Annotated in this window: 26 protein-coding genes; 12 read left to right on the top strand and 14 right to left on the bottom strand. The window is 42.7% G+C overall.

The annotated features are described in order from the left end of the window. Window positions 1-75 precede the first annotated feature (75 nt). Window positions 76-750: a hypothetical protein gene (locus ACL6C3_RS30605; protein ID WP_413163924.1), complete on the top strand. Its 675-nt coding sequence runs from the start codon at window positions 76-78 to the stop codon at window positions 748-750. Between the two features lie 35 nt (window positions 751-785). Here ACL6C3_RS30605 and ACL6C3_RS30600 read toward each other — a convergent pair whose 3' ends face one another. From ACL6C3_RS30600 to ACL6C3_RS30590, 3 genes are all read right to left on the bottom strand, one after another. After that, window positions 786-1,820 carry an isochorismatase gene (locus tag ACL6C3_RS30600; protein WP_413163922.1) on the bottom strand — a complete coding sequence of 345 codons (1,035 nt, stop codon included), beginning with the start codon at window positions 1,818-1,820 and terminating at the stop codon, window positions 786-788. A gap of 54 nt (window positions 1,821-1,874) precedes the next feature. After that, entirely contained in the window at window positions 1,875-2,072 is a 198-nt protein-coding gene (locus tag ACL6C3_RS30595) for a heavy-metal-associated domain-containing protein (RefSeq protein WP_413163920.1), read from the bottom strand. A gap of 316 nt (window positions 2,073-2,388) precedes the next feature. Beyond that, a complete protein-coding gene (locus ACL6C3_RS30590) occupies window positions 2,389-2,694 on the bottom strand; it encodes a Mo-dependent nitrogenase C-terminal domain-containing protein (protein ID WP_413163918.1) in 306 nt (101 codons plus the stop codon). A gap of 360 nt (window positions 2,695-3,054) precedes the next feature. Here ACL6C3_RS30590 and ACL6C3_RS30585 point away from each other — a divergent pair, with 360 nt between their 5' ends. From ACL6C3_RS30585 to ACL6C3_RS30575, 3 genes are all read left to right on the top strand, one after another. After that, window positions 3,055-3,960, top strand: coding sequence for an alpha/beta fold hydrolase (locus tag ACL6C3_RS30585; RefSeq protein WP_413163916.1), 906 nt, complete (start codon window positions 3,055-3,057; stop codon window positions 3,958-3,960). A gap of 559 nt (window positions 3,961-4,519) precedes the next feature. Further along, on the top strand, window positions 4,520-6,046 hold the full coding sequence (gene bchB, locus ACL6C3_RS30580; RefSeq protein ID WP_413163914.1) for a ferredoxin:protochlorophyllide reductase (ATP-dependent) subunit B: 1,527 nt from the start codon (window positions 4,520-4,522) through the stop codon (window positions 6,044-6,046). A 119-nt stretch (window positions 6,047-6,165) separates the two neighbouring features. Further along, entirely contained in the window at window positions 6,166-6,381 is a 216-nt protein-coding gene (locus tag ACL6C3_RS30575) for a helix-turn-helix domain-containing protein (protein WP_413163912.1), read from the top strand. A 230-nt stretch (window positions 6,382-6,611) separates the two neighbouring features. Here ACL6C3_RS30575 and ACL6C3_RS30570 read toward each other — a convergent pair whose 3' ends face one another. Together ACL6C3_RS30570 and ACL6C3_RS30565 are read right to left on the bottom strand one after the other, a co-directional pair. After that, window positions 6,612-7,094 carry a hypothetical protein gene (locus ACL6C3_RS30570; RefSeq protein ID WP_413163911.1) on the bottom strand — a complete coding sequence of 161 codons (483 nt, stop codon included), beginning with the start codon at window positions 7,092-7,094 and terminating at the stop codon, window positions 6,612-6,614. Window positions 7,095-7,155: 61 nt separating this feature from the next. Further along, a complete protein-coding gene (locus ACL6C3_RS30565; protein ID WP_413163909.1) occupies window positions 7,156-8,313 on the bottom strand; it encodes a beta-ketoacyl-ACP synthase in 1,158 nt (385 codons plus the stop codon). A 382-nt stretch (window positions 8,314-8,695) separates the two neighbouring features. Between ACL6C3_RS30565 and ACL6C3_RS30560 the strand changes: the two genes are divergently transcribed. Beyond that, complete coding sequence (locus ACL6C3_RS30560) at window positions 8,696-10,681, top strand: peroxidase family protein (RefSeq protein WP_413163908.1); 1,986 nt, start codon at window positions 8,696-8,698, stop codon at window positions 10,679-10,681. Between the two features lie 76 nt (window positions 10,682-10,757). Here ACL6C3_RS30560 and ACL6C3_RS30555 read toward each other — a convergent pair whose 3' ends face one another. Further along, the gene (locus ACL6C3_RS30555) at window positions 10,758-11,519 is read right to left on the bottom strand and encodes a peptidylprolyl isomerase (protein ID WP_413163906.1); all 762 of its coding nucleotides are present in this window, start codon (window positions 11,517-11,519) and stop codon (window positions 10,758-10,760) included. A gap of 8 nt (window positions 11,520-11,527) precedes the next feature. Further along, entirely contained in the window at window positions 11,528-12,094 is a 567-nt protein-coding gene (locus ACL6C3_RS30550; RefSeq protein WP_413163904.1) for a photosystem I assembly protein Ycf4, read from the bottom strand. Between the two features lie 497 nt (window positions 12,095-12,591). Between ACL6C3_RS30550 and psbD the strand changes: the two genes are divergently transcribed. The 3 genes from psbD to ACL6C3_RS30535 all read left to right on the top strand — a co-directional run bounded on the left by psbD (window position 12,592) and on the right by ACL6C3_RS30535 (window position 15,878). Then, window positions 12,592-13,650: a photosystem II D2 protein (photosystem q(a) protein) gene (gene psbD, locus ACL6C3_RS30545; RefSeq protein WP_413163902.1), complete on the top strand. Its 1,059-nt coding sequence runs from the start codon at window positions 12,592-12,594 to the stop codon at window positions 13,648-13,650. Continuing rightward, on the top strand, window positions 13,634-15,013 hold the full coding sequence (gene psbC / locus ACL6C3_RS30540) for a photosystem II reaction center protein CP43 (RefSeq protein WP_413163900.1): 1,380 nt from the start codon (window positions 13,634-13,636) through the stop codon (window positions 15,011-15,013). Before psbD ends, psbC begins: the two co-directional genes overlap by 17 nt. A gap of 277 nt (window positions 15,014-15,290) precedes the next feature. Continuing rightward, window positions 15,291-15,878, top strand: a complete 588-nt coding sequence (locus ACL6C3_RS30535) for a COP23 domain-containing protein (RefSeq protein WP_413163898.1) — start codon at window positions 15,291-15,293, stop codon at window positions 15,876-15,878. A 311-nt stretch (window positions 15,879-16,189) separates the two neighbouring features. Here ACL6C3_RS30535 and ACL6C3_RS30530 read toward each other — a convergent pair whose 3' ends face one another. The 3 genes from ACL6C3_RS30530 to ACL6C3_RS30520 all read right to left on the bottom strand — a co-directional run bounded on the left by ACL6C3_RS30530 (window position 16,190) and on the right by ACL6C3_RS30520 (window position 17,579). After that, on the bottom strand, window positions 16,190-16,402 hold the full coding sequence (locus ACL6C3_RS30530) for a hypothetical protein (RefSeq protein WP_413163897.1): 213 nt from the start codon (window positions 16,400-16,402) through the stop codon (window positions 16,190-16,192). A gap of 193 nt (window positions 16,403-16,595) precedes the next feature. Continuing rightward, complete coding sequence (locus ACL6C3_RS30525) at window positions 16,596-16,835, bottom strand: NifU family protein (RefSeq protein WP_023069523.1); 240 nt, start codon at window positions 16,833-16,835, stop codon at window positions 16,596-16,598. A 90-nt stretch (window positions 16,836-16,925) separates the two neighbouring features. Further along, entirely contained in the window at window positions 16,926-17,579 is a 654-nt protein-coding gene (locus ACL6C3_RS30520) for a DUF3386 domain-containing protein (protein ID WP_413163896.1), read from the bottom strand. Window positions 17,580-17,793: 214 nt separating this feature from the next. Between ACL6C3_RS30520 and ACL6C3_RS30515 the strand changes: the two genes are divergently transcribed. The 3 genes from ACL6C3_RS30515 to ACL6C3_RS30505 all read left to right on the top strand — a co-directional run bounded on the left by ACL6C3_RS30515 (window position 17,794) and on the right by ACL6C3_RS30505 (window position 20,494). Next, window positions 17,794-18,981, top strand: a complete 1,188-nt coding sequence (locus ACL6C3_RS30515; RefSeq protein WP_413163894.1) for an IscS subfamily cysteine desulfurase — start codon at window positions 17,794-17,796, stop codon at window positions 18,979-18,981. Between the two features lie 352 nt (window positions 18,982-19,333). Next, a complete protein-coding gene (locus ACL6C3_RS30510; RefSeq protein ID WP_413163893.1) occupies window positions 19,334-19,705 on the top strand; it encodes a hypothetical protein in 372 nt (123 codons plus the stop codon). 210 nt (window positions 19,706-19,915) lie between these two features. Next, the gene (locus ACL6C3_RS30505; RefSeq protein ID WP_413163891.1) at window positions 19,916-20,494 is read left to right on the top strand and encodes an HVA1 family protein; all 579 of its coding nucleotides are present in this window, start codon (window positions 19,916-19,918) and stop codon (window positions 20,492-20,494) included. Between the two features lie 290 nt (window positions 20,495-20,784). On the opposite strand, the gene ACL6C3_RS30500 is transcribed toward ACL6C3_RS30505, so the two are convergent. Then, on the bottom strand, window positions 20,785-21,258 hold the full coding sequence (locus ACL6C3_RS30500; RefSeq protein ID WP_413163890.1) for a hypothetical protein: 474 nt from the start codon (window positions 21,256-21,258) through the stop codon (window positions 20,785-20,787). Beyond that, window positions 21,233-22,462, bottom strand: a complete 1,230-nt coding sequence (locus ACL6C3_RS30495; RefSeq protein ID WP_413163889.1) for a sulfite exporter TauE/SafE family protein — start codon at window positions 22,460-22,462, stop codon at window positions 21,233-21,235. Before ACL6C3_RS30495 ends, ACL6C3_RS30500 begins: the two co-directional genes overlap by 26 nt. 284 nt (window positions 22,463-22,746) lie before the next feature. On the opposite strand from ACL6C3_RS30495, the gene ACL6C3_RS30490 reads away from it, so the two are divergent. Next, window positions 22,747-23,565: a DUF4058 family protein gene (locus ACL6C3_RS30490; protein WP_413163887.1), complete on the top strand. Its 819-nt coding sequence runs from the start codon at window positions 22,747-22,749 to the stop codon at window positions 23,563-23,565. A gap of 19 nt (window positions 23,566-23,584) precedes the next feature. On the opposite strand, the gene ACL6C3_RS30485 is transcribed toward ACL6C3_RS30490, so the two are convergent. Together ACL6C3_RS30485 and ACL6C3_RS30480 are read right to left on the bottom strand one after the other, a co-directional pair. Further along, the gene (locus ACL6C3_RS30485) at window positions 23,585-24,316 is read right to left on the bottom strand and encodes a class I SAM-dependent methyltransferase (protein ID WP_413163885.1); all 732 of its coding nucleotides are present in this window, start codon (window positions 24,314-24,316) and stop codon (window positions 23,585-23,587) included. A gap of 13 nt (window positions 24,317-24,329) precedes the next feature. Next, a complete protein-coding gene (locus ACL6C3_RS30480; RefSeq protein ID WP_413168444.1) occupies window positions 24,330-25,223 on the bottom strand; it encodes a succinate--CoA ligase subunit alpha in 894 nt (297 codons plus the stop codon). Window positions 25,224-25,246: the final 23 nt, after the last annotated feature.

The following is a 25,246-nucleotide window of genomic DNA, read 5'->3' as shown; positions in this document are numbered from 1 at the left end:
TAATAGACATTCCCGCGATCAATCAATCATTCCTTGGGGTGAAAGGAACACCATTGAGGATTAAAATTAAATCCTATGATTGAACTTGTATTTCTGAGCTTGCTGGTGAGTAGTTTGGGGTTTGAAGCCGTTTTAATTAGTAGTTGGATCGACTCGGAACAAAGGACGTTAAAGCAACAAATTGAGGAGGAGGAAATCTTGACACCTTACGAATCCGCGAATACCAAACCATCCAAACCGTTACAACCCAATGGTCATTCTGAACATCAAAAACAGGTTGATGATTCTGATTTGTTTGAATGGGAATATAAAATAGTAAGAGCGAATCGGGATTTATTTAAAAATCCTGCTATTTTTCACAAACTTTGTGAAGAAGAAGCGGAGGTGGGTTGGACGATGTTAGAAAAGTTAGATGATCGCCGAGTTCGCTTTAAACGACCTGCGAATTTACGGGATGAAAATGGCGAGGAATTACCTCGGTTTGATCCCTATCGCAGTCATTACGGATCTTCTCTTGATTTTACCTCTTGGTTGGCGGCGATCGCTTTTTTGGCGGCTATTGTTTTACCGGCTTATTTGGGTTATGCTTTAGTCTCAGCAACGTTGAATAATCTCCCGAGTCGTTTACCTCGAATTCCCCTGTTAAATTCACCGCCAGAGGTGACACCCGAAGCTGAAACACTCGAACCCGAGGAAGAATTACCGGAAGAAATCCCCCCGGAATTGGAGACTGAACCGCAGGGAACCTAAACATTTTTAGCCAAAATTTTTAGTGCAGAAATAGATTACCACCCGGAGGAAATTTCTGTTGATTTAACTCGATTCATTCCGGCTTCTGCAAAGCGTTTAAAAGCGGTTTCGGCTTGTTCGGTATAATCAACTATTCCCGGTACAACCACAGGCGAGGTACAATCTTCTAACAGATAGATTTTCTGGGCGAGATTGTCATCTCGTTGTTGTATTTCTGCGAGTAAATCTTCTACAGTCCAACTCACACAATGACTTTTCGCCTGTCCTGCAATAATCACCCGATCAAAGTCTAACACCTGTTGGATTAACGGGTTATTTTTATCCGCAATGGAACGACCCCCAAAGGTATCCAAAACTTCCGGTTTAAACACCGAATAATTTTCGGTTAAAGGGTGATTTCCTTTGAGTTCAAATTGAGCTTGACTTTGGCGGGAAATGGTATGATAAAAAATCGCTTCTTCCACTGCGGAAACTAACGCATGACCAATTCCGCCTAAAATACCGTGATAGGGCCAAACGGTGAGGGGAAATCGGCCGCCATCGCTCAATTGTTTGGTATAATGTAAGGCGTGTTTTTCTAGGCTTTGGTAGTCTCCATTTGCCAAACTACTCGCCACCGCAGGGTTAACTTTCCAAACGCCATTTTGAACATCCTCAAACTGAATTAATGTCGCCCCCGGTTGGGGATGTTCGCCTTTGTCGTTGACCCAAAAAAACGGGTGAAAAATCTGCATCGCCGTGTGAGTATCGAGGGTGGCGATAATTTTGCTAATGCTTCCTAAATTGCGATAAATAAACTCGCACAGACGGATATTATCTTCGACTGCGCCTTTACCGGAATTTCCCCCGACAAATAACTCAAACTCGGGAATACAAAAGGTATTTTGTACATCAATTAACAGCAAACAAACTCGCATTTCATCGGTAGCTGCGGGTTGAATTTGATGCTGTTTGGCCCAGTTTTGAGCCTCCGTTTCCCGTTGTTGGTAGGAGACGCGCCAAACCTCCCCAACTTTATTCGCATCAAAATGGGTAGGGATAGGAAGTTGGGGGGGAGTGGATGATGTCATCGGTTTTGGGAAAAAATCAGCACGTTATCAACCAGTGTAGCTGTTAGAAATGATTTAACCTTCTACCGTATGACCCACCGAGGAAATTGCTTCTTTGATAGAGTCTTCTGAGGGGTTTCCGTCCACCTTGACCGTTTTTGTGGACAAATCAACCTCTACTTTGGCGTTTGAATCTATACCTTTGATTGCTTTAGTAACAGTGTCTACGCAGCCATCGCAAACCATACTGGGAACTTTAAGTTCTACTGACATAATCAATCCATGAACTCTGCTCATCTTATAAAATAGCAGAATTTGCGATCGCTGCCATCTCTCGGGAGAGAAAAAAGTCTCTTGTGTTGGGACTTCTACCGACAGAGGGTAACGAGTCTGACGGGGTTAAGCGTTGGTGAGTGAGTTTTGACATTCTCCGCAACTTGACTCACTGAAATTTCTAGAGTTCAACAGATGAGCGACTATGAATTCAATTAATTTTATAGCGTTCATCAACATCTTTAATCAAAGTTTTCTGTGCGTGCCAAACTGAAACAATCGAGTTAGAGTTTCTGCGAGTTGGGAAAGAAGAATATTAGATACTCATTCCACATTCATCAACTAAATAGCACATCGCCCGAAACCGCAAACCGACAACTTGATCGTAAAAAGGATTGAGTTTGCACAGGGGCGGAATTCTCAGTACAGTGCGACCTGCGACTTTGAATTCGCGTTCAAACGGACATTGGGCGGGAATCGCTTTATAAAGAAATAGAGCTAATTTTTGATCTTGAATTTCTAAGCTATCGAGCCATTCACGCAAAGGATTAAACAAACGCGATACTAGATCATTAATCGTTGTATTGTTAATGGCGGTGTTGTTGAGTGCTGTATGATTCATGGCTATCTCTGTTTGCTTGTCGTCAACTAAGTTTTGCTTTTTTCTGTTCTCTATTTACTAATATACAAACCTTTTCCTGGAAATGGGTAAAGAAACCGACAAAAATATTCAAACTATTGTAAAAGTTTTATAAATGAGTCGGATTTGACCAAAGGGTAGCATGAGTTATGCTTATGTTTGCGTCGATTCTGTATCGAAAGTCATAGATTTTGGCTCGAACTGCCAACGGATTAATCAAATCAAATCAATCGATTTAGTCTGGTTTATCCCCAACATTGAGATAAGCAAACCTCATCAAAGGGATTTGTGGAATAATAAAGAAGGTTTATAATTTGTCGCTCTGTCTGCAATTAAGTCCTGATGATGCTCTCAACGTTGTCTCAACCGCAAACTTGGATGTGGAAAGGCTTTCCCATCTGTTACTACGCCGAAGGAAATACTGGGCCTGCGGTGATTTTAGTGCATGGTTTCGGCGCATCTTGGGGACATTGGCGGAAAAATATCCCCGAATTGGCGGCGAAATGTCGTGTTTTTGCAATAGATTTATTAGGGTTTGGGGGTTCAGCCAAACCCATTCCCACTTCAGAAATTGCTTATACTTTTGAAACTTGGGCCGAACAAATTGGCGATTTTTGTCGGGAAGTTGTCGGAACTCCTGCATTTTTAGTCGGGAATTCTATTGGTTGTATTGCGGTGATGCAGGCGGCTGTCGATTATCCCGAATGGGTGATTGAAGTGGCTTTACTAAATTGTTCGCTGCGACTTCTTCACGAACGAAAGCGATCGCAAATTCCCTGGTATCGCAGTTTTGGGGCGGGTGTAACTCAGAAAATTTTGGGTGTAAAATGGGTCAGTCAGCTATTTTTTAAACAGTTAGCTACGCCGAAAACCGTTAAAAAAATTCTCTTACAAGCTTACAAACGACCTGAAGCGGTAACAGAAGAATTGGTAGAAATGTTATTAATTCCCGCACGGGATCAGGGTGCTGTTGATGTGTTTGTCGCATTTACCAGTTATTCTTACGGGCCGTTACCCGAAGATTTGTTGCCGATTTTACCCTGTCCGGCGATTATTTTATGGGGAACCGATGACCCTTGGGAACCGATAGAATTGGGGCGCGAATATGGAAAATTTGACACGGTTAAACAATTTATTCCCTTAGAAGGTGTCGGTCATTGTCCGCAAGATGAAGCGCCCGAATTAGTCAATCCGATTTTATTAGATTGGATTTTAACCTCAGAGCGATCGTTGTTAAAAAGTAATTAACTCAAAAACCCGGTAACTCTTACGCGCACGGGGATTCTAGTAGAGCTTGTTGTCGTTGCGACCGCCCGATTTATATAGCGCTCAAGCGCAACAACAAACTGTTAAATAATTAATCCTAACTCAAAAACCCGGTTTCTTAAAGAAACCGGGTTTTTCACTCCAAATCAACTTTTGTATCGTTTTATATATTTAAGTTTACACAATCTCGAAAAAGATTAAGAATTTTGTCATTAAACAATAAAAGTATTGTTGGAGTGGCAAACTAAATCCTGAGTACAAATCCTATGAAATACTAAAATGTTTGCGTGCATAGGATTGGCGGGAAAATCGACAGATGTAGGGGCGGGTTCCGAACAGATCCATGTACTCCCCCAAACAACTTATATAAACCCGCCCCCATTGCCTTCTACTATGCGATCGCATTCTTTTTTAGATTTCATATCAATTTGCCATCAAAAGGGAAATTTAAAGTTTTATGAGTCCTGAGTTTGATCGGCAAAATATTTGAGAAAATCACAACAGACTCAGATCAAATCACACAAACACGGAGAAAAATTTTATGAAATTGGCTTACTGGATGTATGCAGGCCCCGCTCACATTGGCACCCTTCGCATTGCCAGTTCTTTTAAAAATGTTCATGCGATCATGCACGCACCTTTGGGAGATGACTATTTTAACGTCATGCGTTCGATGCTTGAACGGGAACGGGACTATACCCCAGTAACGGCGAGTGTTGTCGATCGCAACGTTTTAGCACGGGGTTCTCAAGAAAAAGTTGTTGATAATATTGTTCGCAAAGATAAGGAAGAAAAACCCGATTTAATTGTTTTAACTCCGACCTGTACTTCTAGCATTTTACAAGAAGATTTACAGAATTTTGTTGAACGCGCTCAAATTGATGCTCAAGGCGATGTAATGCTAGCCGACGTCAATCATTATCGCGTTAACGAACTGCAAGCAGCCGATCGCACGTTACAGCAAATTGTTGAATATTATCTGAAAAAAGCCCAGAAAAAAGGCGAACTTCCCGAAGGAAAAACCGAAAAACCATCTGTTAATATTTTCGGGATGACCACCCTCGGTTTTCACAATAACCACGACTGCACCGAGTTAAAACGGTTGATGGCGGACTTGGGAATAGAAGTAAACGAAGTCATTCCCGAAGGCGCTTCTGTTCACAACCTTAAAAACCTACCTCGCGCCTGGTTTAATTTGGTGCCTTATCGGGAAGTTGGCGGAATGGCGGCGAAGTATTTACAAGAAGAATTCGCCATGCCTTATATTGATATCACGCCGATGGGAATTGTAGAAACAGCCCGTTGTATTCGGATGATTCAAAAGGTGTTAAACGAACAGGGAGCAAGTGTTAATTATGAAGAATATATTGACAATCAAACCCGGTTTGTTTCTCAGGCGGCTTGGTTTTCTCGTTCCATTGACTGTCAGAATTTAACAGGTAAAAAAGCGGTGGTTTTTGGGGATAATACCCACGCCGCAGCGATGACGAAAATTCTGGCGCGAGAAATGGGAATTAAGGTGGTATTAGCCGGTACTTACTGTAAATATGACGCGGAATGGTTTAAAGAACAGGTTGGGGATTTTTGCGATGAAATTTTGATTAGCGATGATAATGGCGCTATTGGAGATGCGATCGCCAGGTTGGAACCTTCGGCAATTTTTGGAACCCAAATGGAACGTCATGTTGGGAAGCGTTTAAATATTCCTTGTGGGGTAATTGCGGCGCCAATTCACATTCAAAATTTCCCCGTCGGTTATCGTCCGTTTTTGGGTTATGAAGGCGCGAATCAGGTGGTTGATTTGGTGTATAATTCCTTTACGTTGGGAATGGAAGATCACCTGTTAGAAATCTTTGGCGGACACGATACCAAAGAAGTGATTCACAAAGGAATTTCGGCAGAATCCGATTTGAATTGGGCGAAAGATGCCAAGGCGGAATTAAACAAAGTTCCGGGGTTTGTTCGGGGTAAAGTGAAGCGAAATACCGAGAAATTCGCCCGGGAACGGGGTTTATCTGAGATTACGTTAGAGGTGATGTACGCCGCAAAAGAAGCGGTTGGTGCTTAATTGTGTTGGGGTGGGTTCATCGCCCACCCGTTCTCAATTTACTTCAACTTATGCCGCTTCCGCATCAGCTTGATTTTCATTGACTAGAATCCGATAAAACAACCCTGCTGGATTATAACTTGTATGGTCTAAATCCGTATCAGTTCAGACTGTACGCACATATTGCTCGTCGTGGTAGGTGTTACTCTAGCCTACAAACTATTGCTCGTATCTGTAAAATGAGTGTCCGAAAAGCACAGTACGGCTTAAAAGAGTTGGAAAGTCTTGGTATGATAAAGAAGGAAATTCCCAAAGGTAAAACAGATGTTTATGAGTTGACGAATAGAGAAGAATAGAAAGAAATAGAACGTGACAGTGAGTTAGAAGCAGAGCGAGAAAAAGTTAAAGCTTCTTTGTCTAAATTGGAAGGAAAGGATGCTGAACTACAGGAAGTTTAATATTCTATTTGATAGAATCAGACGACTACTCAGTAGGTGTTAAAAAAAATATAAAATCCCCGGCTCGTAGTTGCGCTTTAGCGCTTAATAAAGAGGGCTAAAGCCCAACTACAAGCGGGGAAAAATAATTATCCCCAATTGGAATTAGAATTAAACGGTTTGACCCAACCCTGTTTTAAGGCCAAATCTAAGACAATTCTAGCCATCGCAAATAATACAATACTTTCGGCGACAACAACCGCAAAAAACCACCCGTTTTCTGATGTATTCAGTCCACCGTCAAGTTCACCCAAACCCCGCACGAGTCCAAAGGCTAAAACCGCTCCCGAATTGAGGTGAGGGTTGCGATCCGATCGCACAACATAACGGTAAGTTACCCCGAATAAAAAGCCGCTAATAAACGCGATCGCACTTCTAACAATTAACCGAATATCAAAGATAATTTCAACTGGTTCTAACGCTTCAAATTGGTTGGCTAAAATTAAAATATTAAAACCGATTAACAGGCTAAACGTTAAAAAGGTCATACTCCCGGAAAGTATTCCGGCTTTTAAAGATTCTATGCGTTCTAAGAATGTTAATTGAGAAGCGGTGTTAATCTTGTTTTCCATAGGTTTTATAAAAATTCTGATCTATTTTACAATAAACTATAGACAATATCTCATCAAACTATTATTTTCCCAGTGCGATCGCCGCATTTTGTCCCCCAAAGCCAAAACTCAAACACAGCACATTTTGAATATTAGCATTTGTCGCTTCTCTAACTAAATTTATCTCAAATTCCGGTTCTTTTAATCCCACACAAGGCGGTAAAATTTGCTCTTGTAATGCCATCAAACAAAACGCCATTCCCAACGCTCCCGACGCTCCCAACGTGTGACCGGTGGCGCCTTTGGTTGAACTCACCGCAACATCATTATCAAATATTTTTTGGATTAAATTGGCTTCGTGTTGATCGTTGAGTTGGGTTGCGGTTCCGTGAGCGTGAATATAATCAATATCCTGGGGTAATAAATCGCTCATATTGAGACAATTTTTAATCGCAGTTATCGAACTTTTACCCTCTAAATCCGGTCGATTACTCGAACTCGCATCTGCGGTTAAACCAAACCCTAAAATCTTACCATAAATTTTAGCAGAACGGCGTTTTGCAGACTCAAAAGATTCTAACACAAATAAAGCGCCCCCCTCGCCCAAAATAAACCCTTCTCGACGCCGATCAAAAGGGTAACATCCCGTTAAACCCAAAGCGCCCATTTTCTCAAAACCGGCTAAAGTTAAAGGGGTAATTGGTGTTTCTACCGCACCCGTAATTACTTGCTCACAGTACCCCATTTGTATTAACTCATAAGCTTGGGCAATTGTCCACAAACCCGTTGCACAGGCTGCCATTGGTGCTAATACTGGTCCGTTTGAATGGATAGAATGAGCGGTATTGAGCGCCGCCATGTGGGGGAAAAAATCGGGAATAGGAATAGAATAATTAACGGGTTTTTGTGTGTTATAATTGTCTTGATTATAATAGTATTCTGCGGCGAATTCTTCCCATTGGGCTTGATAGGCGCGACTCGAACCGATGACCACTCCACAATCGGGTAAAGGAGGCGTTAAACCCGCATCTTTTAGCGTTTCAGTTAATATTGTTTGAGTTAATTCTTTGAGGTGAGTTGGCTTTTGATTAATTAAGCCTAACCGTTTCGGTTTTTGTTCGGGAAAAGGTTGATAGAGTTTAATTCCTGATCGACCTAAAATAAGCTTTTTCCAGCTTGTTTGGACTGTTCCCAAAGCTGATTTTAAACCAATACCTGTAACCACGACTTGCACGTTCACGCTGAATTAAAGATTTTCTACAAATTTGTTTGTACTGTAACTATTTCAGTTCTATTTATTGTATTTTAACTTAATTATTATTAAATCGACTCGCCGGGTTGGATTATTAAGCGAATTGTTTTGTTCTCCGATCATATATTAACTTATGTTAAGGGCTGTTTACAGTTAACCATCGCTTGATTTCGGAAAGAAACGGTTTAAAAATTGTTACAAAGTTTTTTTGATGGATGTCTATTGGCTAAAACCTTAGGATTGTAGGAAATTGAGGGTTTTGTTTCCTCGCGTAAACGGTCTAATTTTCACATCTATCCTGAAATTTTGCATATGTTCCTCTTACCCAGACATATGTTAGATCAAGCCACAAATGTAGGGGGATAAACATATGTCAAACAATGGAAATAGAAACGGTTCTTTTCAATGTTCGGGTAATGATGATGTCTATGAAAATAATAATTCTCGCAGACAAGCCTACGATTTAACCGACTTTGAACAAACACCTTTGAGTGAAATTGAAGGACTCGCCATCGCTAAAAATCCCGACTGGTATAAAATAGAAGTCAGTCCGGGTGCGACGAGTTTATCGGTTGAATTAGAGTTTACTCATGCTGAAGGAAATATCGATGTTTTCCTTTATAATGCTGAGGGGGATCGCATCGCCAGATCGACTTCAAAAACCGACAATGAAAGTATTAACTTAGATTCTCCAGATGCGGGAACATATTATATTAAAGTCAAGTCTGTTGGGAGACGGGGAAATTCTTATGATTTGGTTTGGGATGATATTGTTCCCGTTGAATTTCGCTCAATTGATGGTTCTAATAATAATCTAGAAAACTCAGATTGGGGAACTCCAGACTCGCAATTAATCCGTTTAAGTGGATCGGCTTATAATGACGAAATTTCTGAACCTAGAGGCGGCGATAATCTATCTTCGTTAGCGAATCCGAGGGACGTTAGCAATACAATTTTTGCTCAATCTGAGTCAATTCCCAATCAATTAGGAGTGAGTGATTTTTTTTGGCAATGGGGACAGTTTATCGACCATGATTTAGATTTAACTCCGGCAATTTCTGGCGAATCTTTTAATATTTCTGTTCCTGAAGGGGATGTTTATTTCGATCCAAATAATACAGGAACTCAAGAAATTCCCTTAACTCGATCTATTTACGATCCGCTGACGGGAATCACAACCCCCAGAGAACAAATTAATGAAATTACCGCTTATATTGATGGTTCAAATGTTTATGGTTCTGATGAGGAACGAGCGGAAGCATTACGGACAAATGATGGAACGGGAAAGCTAAAAACAAGTAATAGTGATAACGGCGAAGTTTTGCTTCCTCGGAATCTTGATGGGTTAGAAAATGATAATCCGTTTGGGATTGACAATGATGATATTTTTGTAGCGGGAGATGTTCGTGCTAACGAACAGGTGGGGTTAACAGCAACTCATACATTATTTGTTCGTGAACATAATAGACTCGCGGATGAAATTGGAACTCGCTTGGATAATGGAGATGCAGAATTATTGGATTTATTTGCAGAATCGGGATTGAGTCGGGATGATTTTATTTATGAGTCCGCTCGTCGCATTGTGGGTGCGGAAATTCAAGCGATTACTTACAATGAATTTTTACCTTTATTGGTGGGTTCTGATGCTTTAGACGAGTATGATGGCTATGATTTGACGGTTGATAGCGGAATTAGCAATGAATTTTCGACTGCGGCTTTTCGGGTCGGACATACTATGCTATCATCGGAGTTACTGCGGATTAATCCCGATGGTACTTTTGATGAAAGTATTAGTTTGCAAGATGGATTTTTTAGTCCTGATATTGCGATCGAAGATGGGATTGATTCGGTGCTGTTTGGGTTGGCTTCGGGAACCGCGCAAGAGGTTGATACTCAAGTTATTGATGATGTGCGGAATTTCCTGTTTGGCGAACCCGGAATGGGGGGTTTAGATTTAGTTTCGCTCAATATTCAGAGGGGACGAGATCACGGTTTACCCAGTTACAACGAGGTTCGCGAAGCACTGGATCTCGATCCGATTACCAATTTTAGTGAAATTAGTTCCGATCCGACGGTACAAGCGCAGCTAGAGAGTGTTTATACCGATGTCGATGATATAGATTTATGGGTGGGAGGACTCGCCGAAGATGATGTTGATGGCGCGTTAGTTGGGGAAACGTTTCAAGCAATATTAGTCGATCAATTTACTCGCTTGCGAGATGGCGATCGCTTTTACTACGAAAACGATGAATTATTATCGGTGCTTGCTCCGGATGTTTCCGAAACAACGCTTTCTGATGTAATTGTTGCCAATTCGGGGATTATTGGTCTCGACGATAGTGTATTTTTAGTGTAGAAATCTGTTACCTGGGACACATTTTATCAATTTTTCAATTTGTTAAATTTGTCCCAGGTCGCTCGGGAAATCTTAATTATTTTTTAAGATTGTCTAATCCTTCGACAACTTTAGCCGATTCGATGCGATCGCCTTGTTGGATATTATCGATCACATCCATGCCATCGGTAACGTAGCCAAAAACGGCATAACTGCCATCGAGAAAAGGTAAATCGGCCAGAGCAAAATAGAATTGGGAAGAAGCCGAATCCGGGAGACGAGAACGAGCCATCGCCACAGCGCCGCGAGAGTGCTTTAACTTGGGTTGAGCCTTAATTCGAGCTTCTTCAAAGGTTTTGCTGTAGAGGGGTTTTTCCTCGCCTGCGGGTTGAATTTCGAGGGGGATATAGCGTTCTTTGGAAGTCCCCGGATCGATAAACCCTCCGGTTCCCAGACGAGCCATCGGAACGTTAGGATCTTTGCTTTGGGGGTCGCCGCCTTGAACCACAAAGGGTTGAGGTTCGCGCACCACCCGATGAAAGGCGACGCCATCGTAAACACCTTGATTAACCAAATCAACGAAATTCCCTGCGGTGACGGGAGCGGCGGTGCCGTCTACTTCAATCGTAATCGGCGATCCGTTGACCGTCATCACGACTGTTGCTTTTCCTTCTAATTGAGGTAGATTACTCATTGATGAATTTTGAGTTTGGGCCACAGGTGAAACTGTCGAATCACCCACTGGGTTTACATTATCCGAGGTCGCTGACTCCGTTGGCGAGCCGTTACATCCGGCGACCATCAGCGCAACCGCTAACAGTATAGACAGTAACCCCTGCCGAATTTTTAATGGTTTCATACTCAATCCTATAATCCTTCCAACGGCACTTGTAAAAACTTAGCGAGTTCGGCCCCTTGATTTTCCAACTCAGACAAAGGCATGGGTTGACCGACACGAGTTAGGGGAATTTCTCGTCTGTCTTTGAGCTTCAGGTAGAGAGCGCGCTTCGGACTAAACCCTTCTTTGATATCGACTCGAACCGATTGTACATCTTCGGTTTTACAAGTGAAGTCAACTTGGCGGTTTTTCCCCGGAAAGCCCCAACGAAAAATCTTAATTTTGTCGGTTTCTTTGCTAAATTCATTGTAGCCGCCGCCCACATCCCAAAGGATAACCAGCCACAGGTACAAGGCTAACAACAGAGCCGCCGATCCGTAAAGTCCCATCACCAGACCTTGGGGTAAAAAGATCAGTTGGGTGGGATCGGCAAAGGGAAGTAAATTGACTCCAGTGTAGCTAGAGATCCCAGACAGTAAAAACCCCGTACCTCCGAGAGCGATAACGCTTGCCCAGAAGTAGTTACTGGCACGGCGGGAACCCAAAACCGTCTTGTGTATGATGCGATCGCTGGTGGTTGTTGTTTGTGTGTTCATAAAAAAAATCTTAATTGTTGAGACTTGAGATCTTTGCAAATTTTGTTAACTGTAATATATAGTTATGTTAACTTGCTTAAAAGACCCAGTGAAAAATCCTATCCCCAATCGGGGTAGGCCGTGAAAGCGATGGCCTGAAGATTTGTAACCCATCAGTGGTACACTAGAAAAAAATTCTAGAAGAAAAGGGTTCTGCAAGTAGCGAAAAGCAAGCTAATACTGCATTCGTAGAATCTGGCCTGGGGACACCGGGTTTCTGCGCGGGTTCTCCCGACGAGGAGGGCTAGGTTGGAAACAACCTCCAGACGCTGTGTACAGCCAAGTTAGGAAGTAGGGAGTCAAGGATAAGGGACATTGAAAAATGCTGTTATCTCTAGCCTGCAACCTGTAACCTCAAAGGCAACAGCGCTCAACAGACGCGAAGCTCATTCCGTTTAAGGGATTGAGTCTGTCAAAAAGCATAGTTTTTTAGTAACCCAACTCAGGATCGTTCTCAAATGACTATAGCAGTCGAACGCCCTCAGTTACAGAGAGGATGGTTTGATGTCCTCGATGACTGGCTGAAACGCGATCGCTTTGTATTTGTGGGTTGGTCGGGAATCCTACTCTTTCCTTGCGCCTACCTCGCCTTAGGTGCATGGTTAACCGGAACCACCTTTGTCACCTCTTGGTACACCCACGGTTTGGCCAGTTCCTACTTAGAGGGCTGTAACTTCTTAACCGCCGCCGTTAGTACCCCCGGCAACAGCCTGGGACATTCCCTGCTGTTCCTGTGGGGACCCGAAGCCCAGTGGGACTTTGCTCGCTGGTGTCAACTCGGTGGTCTGTGGACCTTCACCGCCCTGCACGGTGCATTCGCGCTGATCGGCTTCTGCTTACGTCAGTTAGAAATCGCCCGTTTGGTTGGTGTTCGTCCTTATAACGCCATCGCCTTCACCGCACCCATTGCTGTGTTTGTGAGCGTGTTCTTAATGTATCCTTTGGGACAGTCCGGTTGGTTCTTCGCTCCGAGCTTTGGAGTGGCCGGAATCTTCCGTTTTATCCTGTTCTTCCAAGGATTCCACAACTGGACCCTCAACCCCTTCCACATGATGGGTGTTGCGGGTGTACTCGGTGGAGCGCTGCTGTGCGCCATTCACGGAGCTACAGTAGAAAATACGCTGTTTGAAGACGGTGAACAAGCTAGCACTTTCCGCGCTTTTGAACCGACTCAAGCAGAAGAGACCTATTCAATGGTTACTGCTAACCGTTTCTGGTCCCAAATCTTCGGGATTGCATTTTCCAACAAACGTTGGTTACACTTCTTCATGTTGTTCGTCCCCGTGACTGGACTGTGGATGTGTTCCATCGGTGTTGTCGGATTAGCATTAAACCTGCGAGCCTATGACTTCGTGTCACAGGAATTGCGGGCTGCCGAAGATCCCGAATTTGAAACATTCTATACCAAAAACATTTTGCTGAACGAAGGCATCCGCGCTTGGATGGCACCTGTCGATCAGCCTCACCAAAACTTTGTATTCCCTGAGGAGGTATTACCACGTGGTAACGCTCTCTAATTCATACGTTGGAGGCCGCGACCTAGAATCAACTGGGTTCGCTTGGTGGGCAGGAAACGCCCGTTTGATTAACTTATCCGGTAAGCTGCTGGGCGCTCACGTCGCTCACGCCGGCTTGATCGTCTTCTGGGCTGGTGCGATGACTCTGTTTGAAGTCGCTCACTTTGTTCCAGAAAAGCCGATGTACGAACAAGGCTTAATTTTGATTCCTCACATCGCCACCCTCGGTTGGGGTGTTGGCCCTGGTGGTGAAGTTATCGATACTTTCCCTTACTTCGTCGTTGGTGTTCTGCACCTGATTTCTTCTGCGGTTCTCGGCTTGGGCGGTATTTATCACGCCGTTCGTGGCCCGGAAACTTTAGAAGAATATTCTTCTTTCTTCGGTTACGACTGGAAAGATAAGAACCAAATGACCAACATCATCGGCTACCACTTAATCCTGTTGGGTTGTGGTGCGCTGTTGCTGGTGTTCAAAGCCATGTTCTTTGGCGGCGTCTACGATACCTGGGCGCCCGGTGGTGGAGATGTTCGGATTATCAACAACCCGACATTGAACCCCGCCGTGATTTTCGGTTATCTGACCAAAGCTCCTTTTGGGGGTGAAGGTTGGATCATCGGTGTTAACAACATGGAAGACATCATCGGCGGTCACATTTGGATTGGTTTGATTTGTATTGCCGGTGGTATCTGGCACATTTTGACCAAGCCTTTTGGTTGGGCGCGTCGCGCGTTCATCTGGTCCGGAGAAGCTTATCTGTCCTACAGCTTGGGCGCTCTGTCCCTGATGGGCTTTATCGCCGCCGCTTTTGTTTGGTTCAACAACACCGCTTATCCGAGCGAGTTCTACGGTCCTACAAACGCCGAAGCTTCTCAAGCTCAATCTTTTGTGTTCTTAGTTCGTGACCAAAAACTCGGTGCGAACATCGGTTCTGCTCAAGGCCCCACCGGTCTGGGTAAATACCTGATGCGCTCTCCCACTGGTGAAATCATCTTCGGTGGTGAAACCATGCGCTTCTGGGATTTCCGCGGCCCCTGGTTAGAGCCTCTGCGCGGACCGAACGGTCTTGACCTGAACAAGCTCAAGAACGACATCCAACCCTGGCAAATTCGCCGCGCTTCTGAATACATGACTCACGCTCCTAACGGTTCTATCAACTCCGTAGGCGGTATCATCACAGAAGCTCAAGGGTTCAACTACGTTAACCCCCGTGCATGGTTGGCCGGTTTCCACTTTATCGTCGGTTTCTTCTTCCTGATCGGACACCTGTGGCACGCTGGACGCGCTCGCGCCGCTGCTGCTGGTTTCGAGAAAGGTATCGACCGCGAAACTGAACCGGTACTTTCTATGCCCAACCTCGACTAATTCCTCTGGAATTATTGGGTTAATCGCTTAGTTGCGAGTTAGAATAAACGCCCCGCCTTCACAGGTGGGGTTGTTTTTTTATAGCCTATCAACCCGGTTTCTTGAAAGCCAAAAACCCGGTTTCTCAAAGAAACCGGGTTTTTTTAGCAACCCACACTTAAATGAGTGTCACATCAGCGAGTGATTTTTAAATAAATTGCAGAAAAAGCAGAATCTTTAGATGAGTAAAAAATATCGTAAGCATTCAGTTTTGAATTTATTTTGGAGTTTAAATCAAATGAAAAAAGCAATGACTAACACCCTAAAAGCCGTTGTTGCTGGCGCTATTGTAACCGTGAGTTTAGCCATGAGTTTACCGGCGAGCGCCAAACCAGCACATACTATTATCCGAGATCGGGTTATTTTTGAAACCGTTGAACTCGGAGACAACCAAAATCAATATGCAACCGTTCCCGTTGTGGTGCGGGAAACTTTAGATACTCGTTATCCCGGTTTATTAGGCGATTATCCAATTATTAAGCGAGAAGTTATCGAAGTTTCTTCTCAACCCTTAATTGTTTGGCAAAAAACCCTAGCTTCTAGCGATCCAAAGGGTGCTTATACCCCCAAACGTCGGGCGGAAGCTGTCGGTGCGCGTTTAACCAATTTGGTTGCTGCTTTGGGCGTTTCTAACCTAAAAGAAATGGTACAAGTCGGAATTGTTAATTACGAAGGGGTGATTTTTGTTTCCGATGAATCTGTTGCCGATTTCAACACGGTGGTTTTTACGTTAATCCCTGAAAATCGTGCCAAGGCTTCTCAAATTTTAACTAAACTCCAAGAGTATGGAGAAGCAACCGCAACCACAGATCCCATCTATAATTAGGAGGAAATTCCACAATGATCAAGATTATATGATATCCGACCAATCAATGATCGTTGTAGGGGCGGCTTGGTGCATTAATCTTGATAACCACTCCGAGATTGAGTTAAACCCGCCCCGCACCCCATAACAACATTAATTAACCGGAGATCATCTTAAAATTTCAAGATTAAAATGGATAGAATTAAACCCGGTTTCTGCAAAGTTACCGGGTTTTTGGGAATGTATCTCTTAATAATGAAACTTTTAATCAAGGAAAAATCATTAAAAAACTTAGGAATAAGGTGGGAATCCGGTTGAGCAATAATAATGAATTAGTTAATCGTGGCGCTCGCTTCTATAATTGCGTCTGAAAGTTCCACAGACATAAAGTAGTTTTTAGGATATAAATAATCTTCTCCAGACTCATCAATGACTCGAATCATTTGATGAAGATTGGCAGAATAATCCGGAATGAGTTTATAGATTTTCCGAACTTCTAAAGAAGCTGGGTAATTTTGGTTATTGATGCAAATCACAAATTCCATTCAATACTATTTATTTCTCCTAATATACTAAAGTTCAAACAAGTTTGCTCCTCATACTTTTAGTCGGGGAAATATTTCCCAATTAAAAAGGGATTAGAGTTGAGAAAGTCTAAAGGAGATTTAGAAGCGATCGCCTTTTTAACTTTCCTTTTCTCTAATCCCTAATTCGAGACAATTGAACGGTAAAATTCAACTATGCAACCGCTACAACTTCTGCAATTTCGGGGATTTTTTCTCGTAAACGGCGTTCAATTCCCATTTTTAACGTCATGGTTGAACTGGGACAAGACCCACAAGCGCCTTGCAGACGCAACCGCACAATCGGGCCATCGAGTTCAACGATCTCAACGTTACCGCCATCGGCCATTAAATAGGGGCGAAGTTCGTCCAAAACGGTTTCAACGTTGTCTGGTGTTAAGGCTAGAGTGGACATGGCTCACCTCTTGTTGTTTATTCTTCAAAACGATCAATCTGAACTTATCTTAATCCTAACGTCTCAAAAGAAACATTAAGAGTTCAAATTCTAGCTCACTGTTGCCGGTTCTAACAGTTTGATATTGGAATAGTTAAACTCAGTGGTTATAACTTTTCCATTTTCCTTAGAATGAACCACTTGGCGAGTCATCACATAATAATCGCCAATTTTTTCAAACTGATCCTCAAAATCCAATTCTCGCATAATTTCATCGGTTTGGGGATTGCGGAAAACCGCATCGTAGCGACTCGCTGCAAAACCTTCCCCAGTGTCAAGGCTTTCGTGGGTGTTGATGACAAACGCCATCCGACCCATAACCCGACTCACCAAACAAATTTCATTATCTCGGACTTTGTAGTTGGAACCCATTGAGTCCCCTTCCACGAGAATTTCGACGGCGCCGGTCTCGTCTTTTTCGCCAAAGCTGAATTTATTTTTACCGTGAGAGTTCTCAAAAGAGTTGCGTTTGCGGTGGGTAACAATATCTCGGAGTTGCGTGTAAATGCTTTGTTTTACCTCTTCATCTTCAATCCCCATCACTTCTACAGTCATGTCGGGATTGATGCGAATCTGACCATTGTAAACCTCATCACCTTGTTTGAGTTCAATGTCAGCACTGTAACCGGGGAAGTTGGAGTCCCAGGTGTAGCGGTGTTCGTAAGCCGCTCGAAAAAGGTCACGAGCATTTGTTGATTCGGTCATGGAAGTAGTGGAGTCCAAAACTAACGTCTATCTATTATATAATAGTCACTGAGTTTTATCAGAATTGGTAATTACTTTCTCTGAAAGTCAATTAAATTTTCAACTTCCACCGAAACAAAACGGCTGACTTCTGTCTGCGATTAACTCCGATCAATAACAACAAGAATAAAAATTTACATCTCTATCAAAAGTCTACTTTTCTTCTAAATCTCTTATGTCAAACCGTCCAATTTATCTCGATAACAACGCGACAACACCGATGGATGAACGGGTGTTAGCCGCTATGATTCCTTATTTTACCGAACATTTTGGAAATCCGGCAAGTATTAATCATTTTTACGGTTGGGAAGCAGAAGCCGCAGTGAAAAAAGCCAGAGAAATATTAGCCGATGCTATTAACGCCACGCCCGAAGAAATTATCTTTACAAGCGGCGCCACAGAATCCGACAATTTAGCCATCAAAGGGGTTGCCGAAGCTTATTTTAACAAAGGCCGTCATTTAATTAGCGTTGTCACCGAACATAACGCCGTTCTCGACCCGTTACACTATTTGGAACAATTGGGCTTTGAGTTAACTTTACTTCCGGTTCAATCCGATGGTTTAATCGATTTAAACCTGCTAGAAAATGCTATTCGTCCCGATACGATTTTAGTGTCTGTGATGGCGGCAAATAACGAAATCGGAGTCTTACAACCCCTCGCAGAAATTGGGGAAATGTGCCGTGATCGCAATATTTTCTTTCACACCGACGCCGCCCAAGCCTTGGGAAAAATCCCCCTGAATGTCGAAGAAATGAATGTGGATTTAATGTCATTAACCGCCCATAAAATTTACGGACCAAAAGGGATTGGCGCTTTGTATGTTCGTCGCCGCAACCCCAGAGTTAAACTCGCCCCCCAACTACACGGAGGCGGACATGAACGGGGAATGCGATCGGGGACATTATATACCCCTCAAATTGTTGGGTTCGGAGAAGCGGTTAAATTGGCTTTAAAAGAGATGAAATCGGAAACCGAACGTTTAACGAATTTGCGACAACAACTCTGGGAAAAATTGGCAACGTTGGGCGATATTTATCTCAACGGACATCCGACAAAACGCCTCCCCGGAAATTTGAATATTAGTGTTGATGGAGTCGATGGTCAAGCATTACTATTAGGCTTACAACCGGCGATGGCGGTTTCTTCGGGTTCGGCTTGTACTTCGGCTAAAATTGAACCCTCTCATGTATTAGCTGCTTTGGGACGTTCCGATGCGTTGGCTTATGCTTCTATTCGGTTTGGAATGGGTCGATTTAATACCTCCGAAGAAATAGATCAAGTCGCCGAACACGCCATTTCAACGATTCAATCTTTACGCAAGGTTCAACAGTCAAAAACCTTATCTTCCAAGCGTTTTTAGTGCTTGCTGATGCGAACAAAATCAGGAAACTGAAAGTTAGGAACACTTTCTCTAACATTAGACCAAGTTGAAATATTTCTTGGGATAGATTCGTCTTGCTATTGATTTTTTTTCGATCATTCTAAAAGAGCTAGAAAGTTAATAATTAAGGAGAAAACGTAGATCTTCGCCTTCATAACTCGATATCTTCCTAGATGCAGATGTACTATTCAACCCATTGCAGCACAATGGTATTGTACATAAGTTTTCAGTTTGTCTGTTCAAATAGGAGATTCAAGAATGTTTAACCTGAAAAAATTACTGACACCTGCAACTGTTACGTTGACTGCTATTATTGGTATTAGTCCGATAGTTGCTCAATCAGCTTCAGGCCGAATCAATTAATACAAATAATCTTGAGAATGAATTTAATAACGGATTGTTAATTGCTCAACCTGCGGTCGATACAGGCGCTACTGATGGCGAATATGAAGACGGAGATCTCGATCCTCGATCCGAAGAACTTGATAGCGGAAATGTAGATTTAAGACCAAATGATGAAGGTTATAGAGAAGAATCCGGTTTAGATTCTTATGAAGAGTATGATCCGACGATGAATAGAGAAGATATGAACCGAGAGTATGAGGAAGGTTACGGGGAAGGTTACGACCAAAATCTCGAGGAAGATATCGACGAAGGTATGTACTATATTCAACCCCATAGAGAGATCAATGATAACTATTAATCCTCGGAATTAGTGACTTTTGAGGACAAAAGGAACAGTTGAAAAAAACGAAAATCAAAACCCGGTTTATCTTGCTTAAGCCGGGTTTTTTAGAGCGACATTAATTTTTGAGAGCAAGTCATTAAACGATATCTATAAAAAGAATGATGTTTTGATATTTTATCGATTTTAAATTAAGATTAGCCCTCATTGAAAATAGGTAAAAATCAGATGACTCAGAAGTTTAATAAAGGCGATCAAGTCGAATGGAAAACCGGAAATGGTACTACAACGGGTACAATTGAAACACAGATTACAAAGCCGACAGAGATTGACGGAAATCATGTCGCCGCATCGGAAAATGAGCCTCGATATTTGGTTAAAAACGATAATACAGGTCACGTAACCGGACACAAACCTGAAACGCTGAAAAAGATAACGTCTAACACCGATAATTCTAACACCGATAATTCTAACACAAATAATAGCGATCGCGAACAACAAATTAAAGCGTTTAAAGAGGTTGTCAATATGACAGCAACCGAACTCGAAAAATGGCTAGATACAGAAGAAAGTCAGTCTGTTGGTCAAAAAGAAGAGGATGGAGAAGCGATAGGTCACAAGTCGGGTAAACGAATTATAGAACTTTTGCGAAAGAAAAAAGCAGATTATACAGAAGATGATTTGCACCAGATGAGCAGGGTTGTTAGTTATGTTCGCCGTCATTCCGCTCAAAAACCTTCGGGAGATATTGAAAATACAAATTGGCGTTATTCGTTGATGAATTGGGGAAATGATCCTCTAAAATAATATCAAATACCTCAACGTTTACGATATATTCTTCCTAGCCCCCAATAATCCCCCCTAGCCCCCCAATAATCCCCCCTAGCCCCCCGATGATCGGGGGGAAAAGAATGGGAAAAGTCTCCCTTTTTAAGGGGAATATAGGGGTAAAGTCCCCCTTTTTAAGGGGGATTTAGGGGGATAAAGTTACGGTTTTTCAAGGGGAATATAGGGGTAAAGTCCCCCTTTTTAAGGGGGATTTAGGGGGATAAAGTTACCGGGTTTTTGGGATGTGATAGTTTTTGGGATGTAATAAATTATCGAACTGTGACCGAATAACTCAACTTAAACGGTTGAAAATTTGCCTCAGTTTTGGGTGTTCCGCTTAACTCCAATTCATAACTTCCCGCTTGCGGAAATATTACATCCGCCCCCGGAATTCCCTGATATTTTTCGGCGGAAATTGCTTTTAAGGTTGGAGTCATCATCGGCGAATCTTCTGCTTTGCGGGGTTGACGATAAACCGCCAATTTACAGTTACATTGTTCGAGGGGAATAATAGCACCTCCTTTGCGAGTTAACGCAAACCAAACTTGGGCGGTTTCTCCCGCTTTTGGATTGTGATTGGGTTCGAGGTGAAAAGTCGCCGCCACATCCCCAGAAACTTCAACTTCATGGGCGAGAGTTGGAAGCATAAACCGATGATTAAAATCAACCATTACCGCCGAACTCATCAACCCAAAAACAACAAATCCTTTCAACAGTTTACTTTGACTTACTCGGTGAGACATAGAACTTATCCAGGGAAAATAAAGACCAAATTGAACGCATTCTTACTAATAACACAAACAGGCTAATTGTTGCTAAAATTCCGACTCGAATGTGGTCGCCAACTGTCCACTCAAACCCCCCGAAATAACTCGAACCGCTTAACAAAAGATGAACCACACCCAAAACAAACGCCGGAACCGCTAATAAATGGATTCTACGCCACGATTTGCCTAAATGACTTTGAATTTTATCAAAACTCGTTAACGCCGCAGGAGTCATCAATAATAACGCGATGGTTCCCAGTCCAATTCCCCATTGATGTTGGGGAACCATAAACCAAAAGGCGTCAATATTCCAATTTAAAGTATGGTCGATCATTTGACCCATATGAACCAATGCTAACACAAAAGCACCCACACCTAAAAAACGTCGATACTGTAAAAGTTGCGGTAAAAACCGACTCATTGGACGAGCAATTAACGCTAACATCAAACAAATTAACGCCCCATGACCTGTATAATCGACATGATTTCCGGTTCGCAATAATGTGAGAATTCCAATGGTTAAAGTAATCCATCCGCCCAGGCGAAATAGTTGGCTGCGACGGTCCGAACTGAATTTACTGGTTAATAAACCGACCCCTAACATTGTGGGTAATGTTCCCAGTCCAAACGCCAACATTGTCACCATTCCCATCTTTAAACTTCCGGTTTCTGCGGCTTTAATTTGGGCAGTATACAGAAAACCACAAGGAATAAAACCCCAAACTAAACCCAAAAATAGAGGGGTTAATTGTTGTTTTTGCAGGGATAAATTTACCATTATCCCGCTCAACCGGTTGTGCAGATTTTGACGGGAAAACGGGTGTAAAATCGGTAAACGGGGAATTAAATCCGGTCGAATTTGTGCCAGTCCTAACGCCACTAACATCAAGCCTGTTAAGATTGCCATTCCCCGTCGAATAACGCTCCCCAATCCCGCCATTTGTCCGCTTGCTACCAAGACCGAACCTAATCCGCCAATGGCTGCACCCACCAAAGCATAACTGAGAATTCGTCCGATATTTAATAACAAGTGAAACCGCCAAGAGGGTTGTTTAGAATCCTCTTTTGAATCCTCCGAATTCGAGAGAGAAAACGCCACCGTTAGCGGGCCGCACATTCCCACACAATGACCAAAACTTCCTAAAAATCCTAACGTACTAATCAACACTAGGTCTAGCATTATTCTATTTGAGTTGCACAATCGTTTTCTATTTTAGAGGTCTGTGCTACAAATGTTGAACTGGGAAAGTTTGAAGAATGCTAAACTGACTAAAACATCGGGTTTGTGCGTAAATTCTGAAAATGCTAAACTACTAATATTATGTCAGGTTGGTTAATTCTGATGGGTTAGGGCGGGTTTAGCTTAATCTCGGACTGCTAGTATAGATTTTGTTGAACCCGCCCCTACAGAATAATCATTGATTAGTCTAACATGATATAAAAAGCGAATTGGAGGGTTTTACTATGCCTTCACCGTTTCCGGGAATGGACCCCTGTTTAGAACATCCCGATTTTTGGCCGGAAGTTCATCATTTGCTCATTTCGATGATTGCAGAGAGACTTGTTCCTGAGGTTCGTCCGAAATATGAAGTGGCAATTGAAAAGCGGGTTTATGAAGTCAATAATACGAATACTGATTCTCTTTTAGTGGGGATTCCTGATGTGGCGGTGAAGCGTCAATCTCAAGCTTCTGAAGGTTTAGAATCCGAAGGTTTAGAATTAGAAAATCGACAATCAAACATCGCTGTTGCCGAATCTAAATCTAAAGGAATTACCGTTCACATTCCCATGCCTGAAACGGTCAGACAGGCTTATTTAGAAGTGCGAGAAATGACAACTCGTTCCGTTGTTACGGTGATTGAAGTGTTATCTCCGGTGAATAAACGTCCGGGAGAAGGACGAGAATTTTATCTGAAAAAACGTCAGCGGGTGCTAGGCAGTTTAACGAATTTAGTTGAAATTGATTTGCTGCGAGGATGGCAACCGATGCCGATTTTAGCGGAGGATATTCAATCGGATTATCGGGTTTTGGTCAGTGATGAAGAACGCCGCCCCCGAGCGACATTGTATCCTTTTAATTTGAGAGATTCTTTACCGATTTTTTCTATTCCTCTGCGTTCGGAAGATGTGGAACCGATGTTAAATTTACAGGAGTTATTTACTACAGTTTATCATCGGGCGGGTTATGATTATCGGATTAATTATGAGCATTATATCACAGAATTAACACCGCCGTTAACGGAGTCGGAACAAAGTTGGATTCGGGAATTATTACAGCAATAATTGGTTTAAATTATCGGGTTTAAAAACGAACTTTAAACAGTTGAAATAACTCTCCGGGTTGCTGTTTAACAATCTTTGCTCCTGGGGATTTTATCGTTTTTTCCCAATCTTCTAAGGATTCTAAAAACACTTCCGTTCCCAAATAAGTTTCTAAAATCGCCCAATCTTCCGCCAGCGGTGCATCGGGATTGATCGCATCAAAAACAAACTCACCCGTAGGCTTTAAAACCCGTTTAACTTCCGTGAGAACTTCCGCCCAATAATCTAAAGGATAATAACAACTCAACCCGGTGGCGATCGCCAAATCAAACTGATCCGCTTCATATTCTAAATGATGAGCCGCCCCCAATTTTACCCCTTTAAACAGTTTAGAATTCAACTGAGGTCCCCGTGCATTCAAAGCATCGATTGCCACTTGACTAATCTCTTGACCGTAAAACAAAGCATTCCAATCTCGCCAAGGATAAATCAAAAAACTAACCCCACAACCGATATCCAAACAGTGTTGATTTTTCTGAATTTTAGTCAATTCCCAAAAGGGCGAAGTCATTTTTGCTTGTAAAGTTCCCGCGATGCGATCGCGAAAAATCGGCAAATTTTCCACTTCTTCGGGAAGTTCAAAAGCCTCTCCTTTATATTCTTTATTAAAGCGATAAGCAACGGCATTGGTTAGAGTGTGCCATTGATCGGAAAGATAAGCCGAAGAACTAGAAGTCAAGGACGAGGAAGATCGATCAGATTTTTTAGACATTGTTATTTTTCAGTTATTTTTTCAGAGCTTTTTTCACTAAACTCGGAATTTGAGAGGGACGATCAGCCAGGGGAATTTTAGCCTTTTTAAACGCTTCTATTTTAGTGTCTATACTGGGCGGACAAATAGTTTGAGCAATCAGTTTCGAGGTAGTCAAACTGCAAGAATGACCCATAAATTGACGGTTGGGGGTGTGAAGACCTGCAATATAAGCAATAACAGGTTTATCAATCGTTTCGGCAATATAAGAAGCGGCTTCTTCTTCGCCATTTCCGCTCGCTTCTCCGACCAAAACAATAACATTAGTCTGTTCATCTTCATCCAAAATTTGTAACCATTGAATAAAAGAAGAACCGATAATCAAATCGCTGCCAATACTAACACTCATCGACTGTCCGAGTTTGGCTTGACTCAATTGAAAAGCAATTTCATAAGTGAGTCTGCTTCCCCGACCAATTAACCCAACCGAACCGGGAGAATAAAACTCAGAAGGATGAAGCCCCAATAAAACCTGATTGGGTACAATAATCCCGGCGCAACTCGGGCCAATAATCAGCGTTTCGGAGATTTCCGCTTTCCGAATCAGACGCACCATATCCAGAGGCGGCATCCCCTCGGTGAGAATAATCAGTTGTCTAACTCCGGCTTCAATCGCTTCTAAAGCTGCATCTAGGACCAGATAGGGGTTAACCCAAATCAAACTGGTGTCAATCGGGCCGACTTTAGCCTGTGCTTGTTCGACCAAATCAAAAATCGGAATGTCTTGCAAATGAGTGCCACCTTGACCCGGACTAACACAAGCGACAATATTAGTACCATAAGCCTTCATATTGAGAACCGCATGAGTCAAGGCTTGAGACGCTACATTCCCCTGAATTAAAACTTTACTGTCTGGTGTTAAATTCATAGCTGCTAACTCTAGTCGTACAC

The organism is Capilliphycus salinus ALCB114379, from assembly GCF_047276495.1.
GTDB lineage: Bacteria > Cyanobacteriota > Cyanobacteriia > Cyanobacteriales > Microcoleaceae > Capilliphycus > Capilliphycus salinus.
The sequence above is the reverse complement of the archived record's forward strand: the minus strand, read 5'-3'. Positions and strand labels throughout refer to the sequence as shown.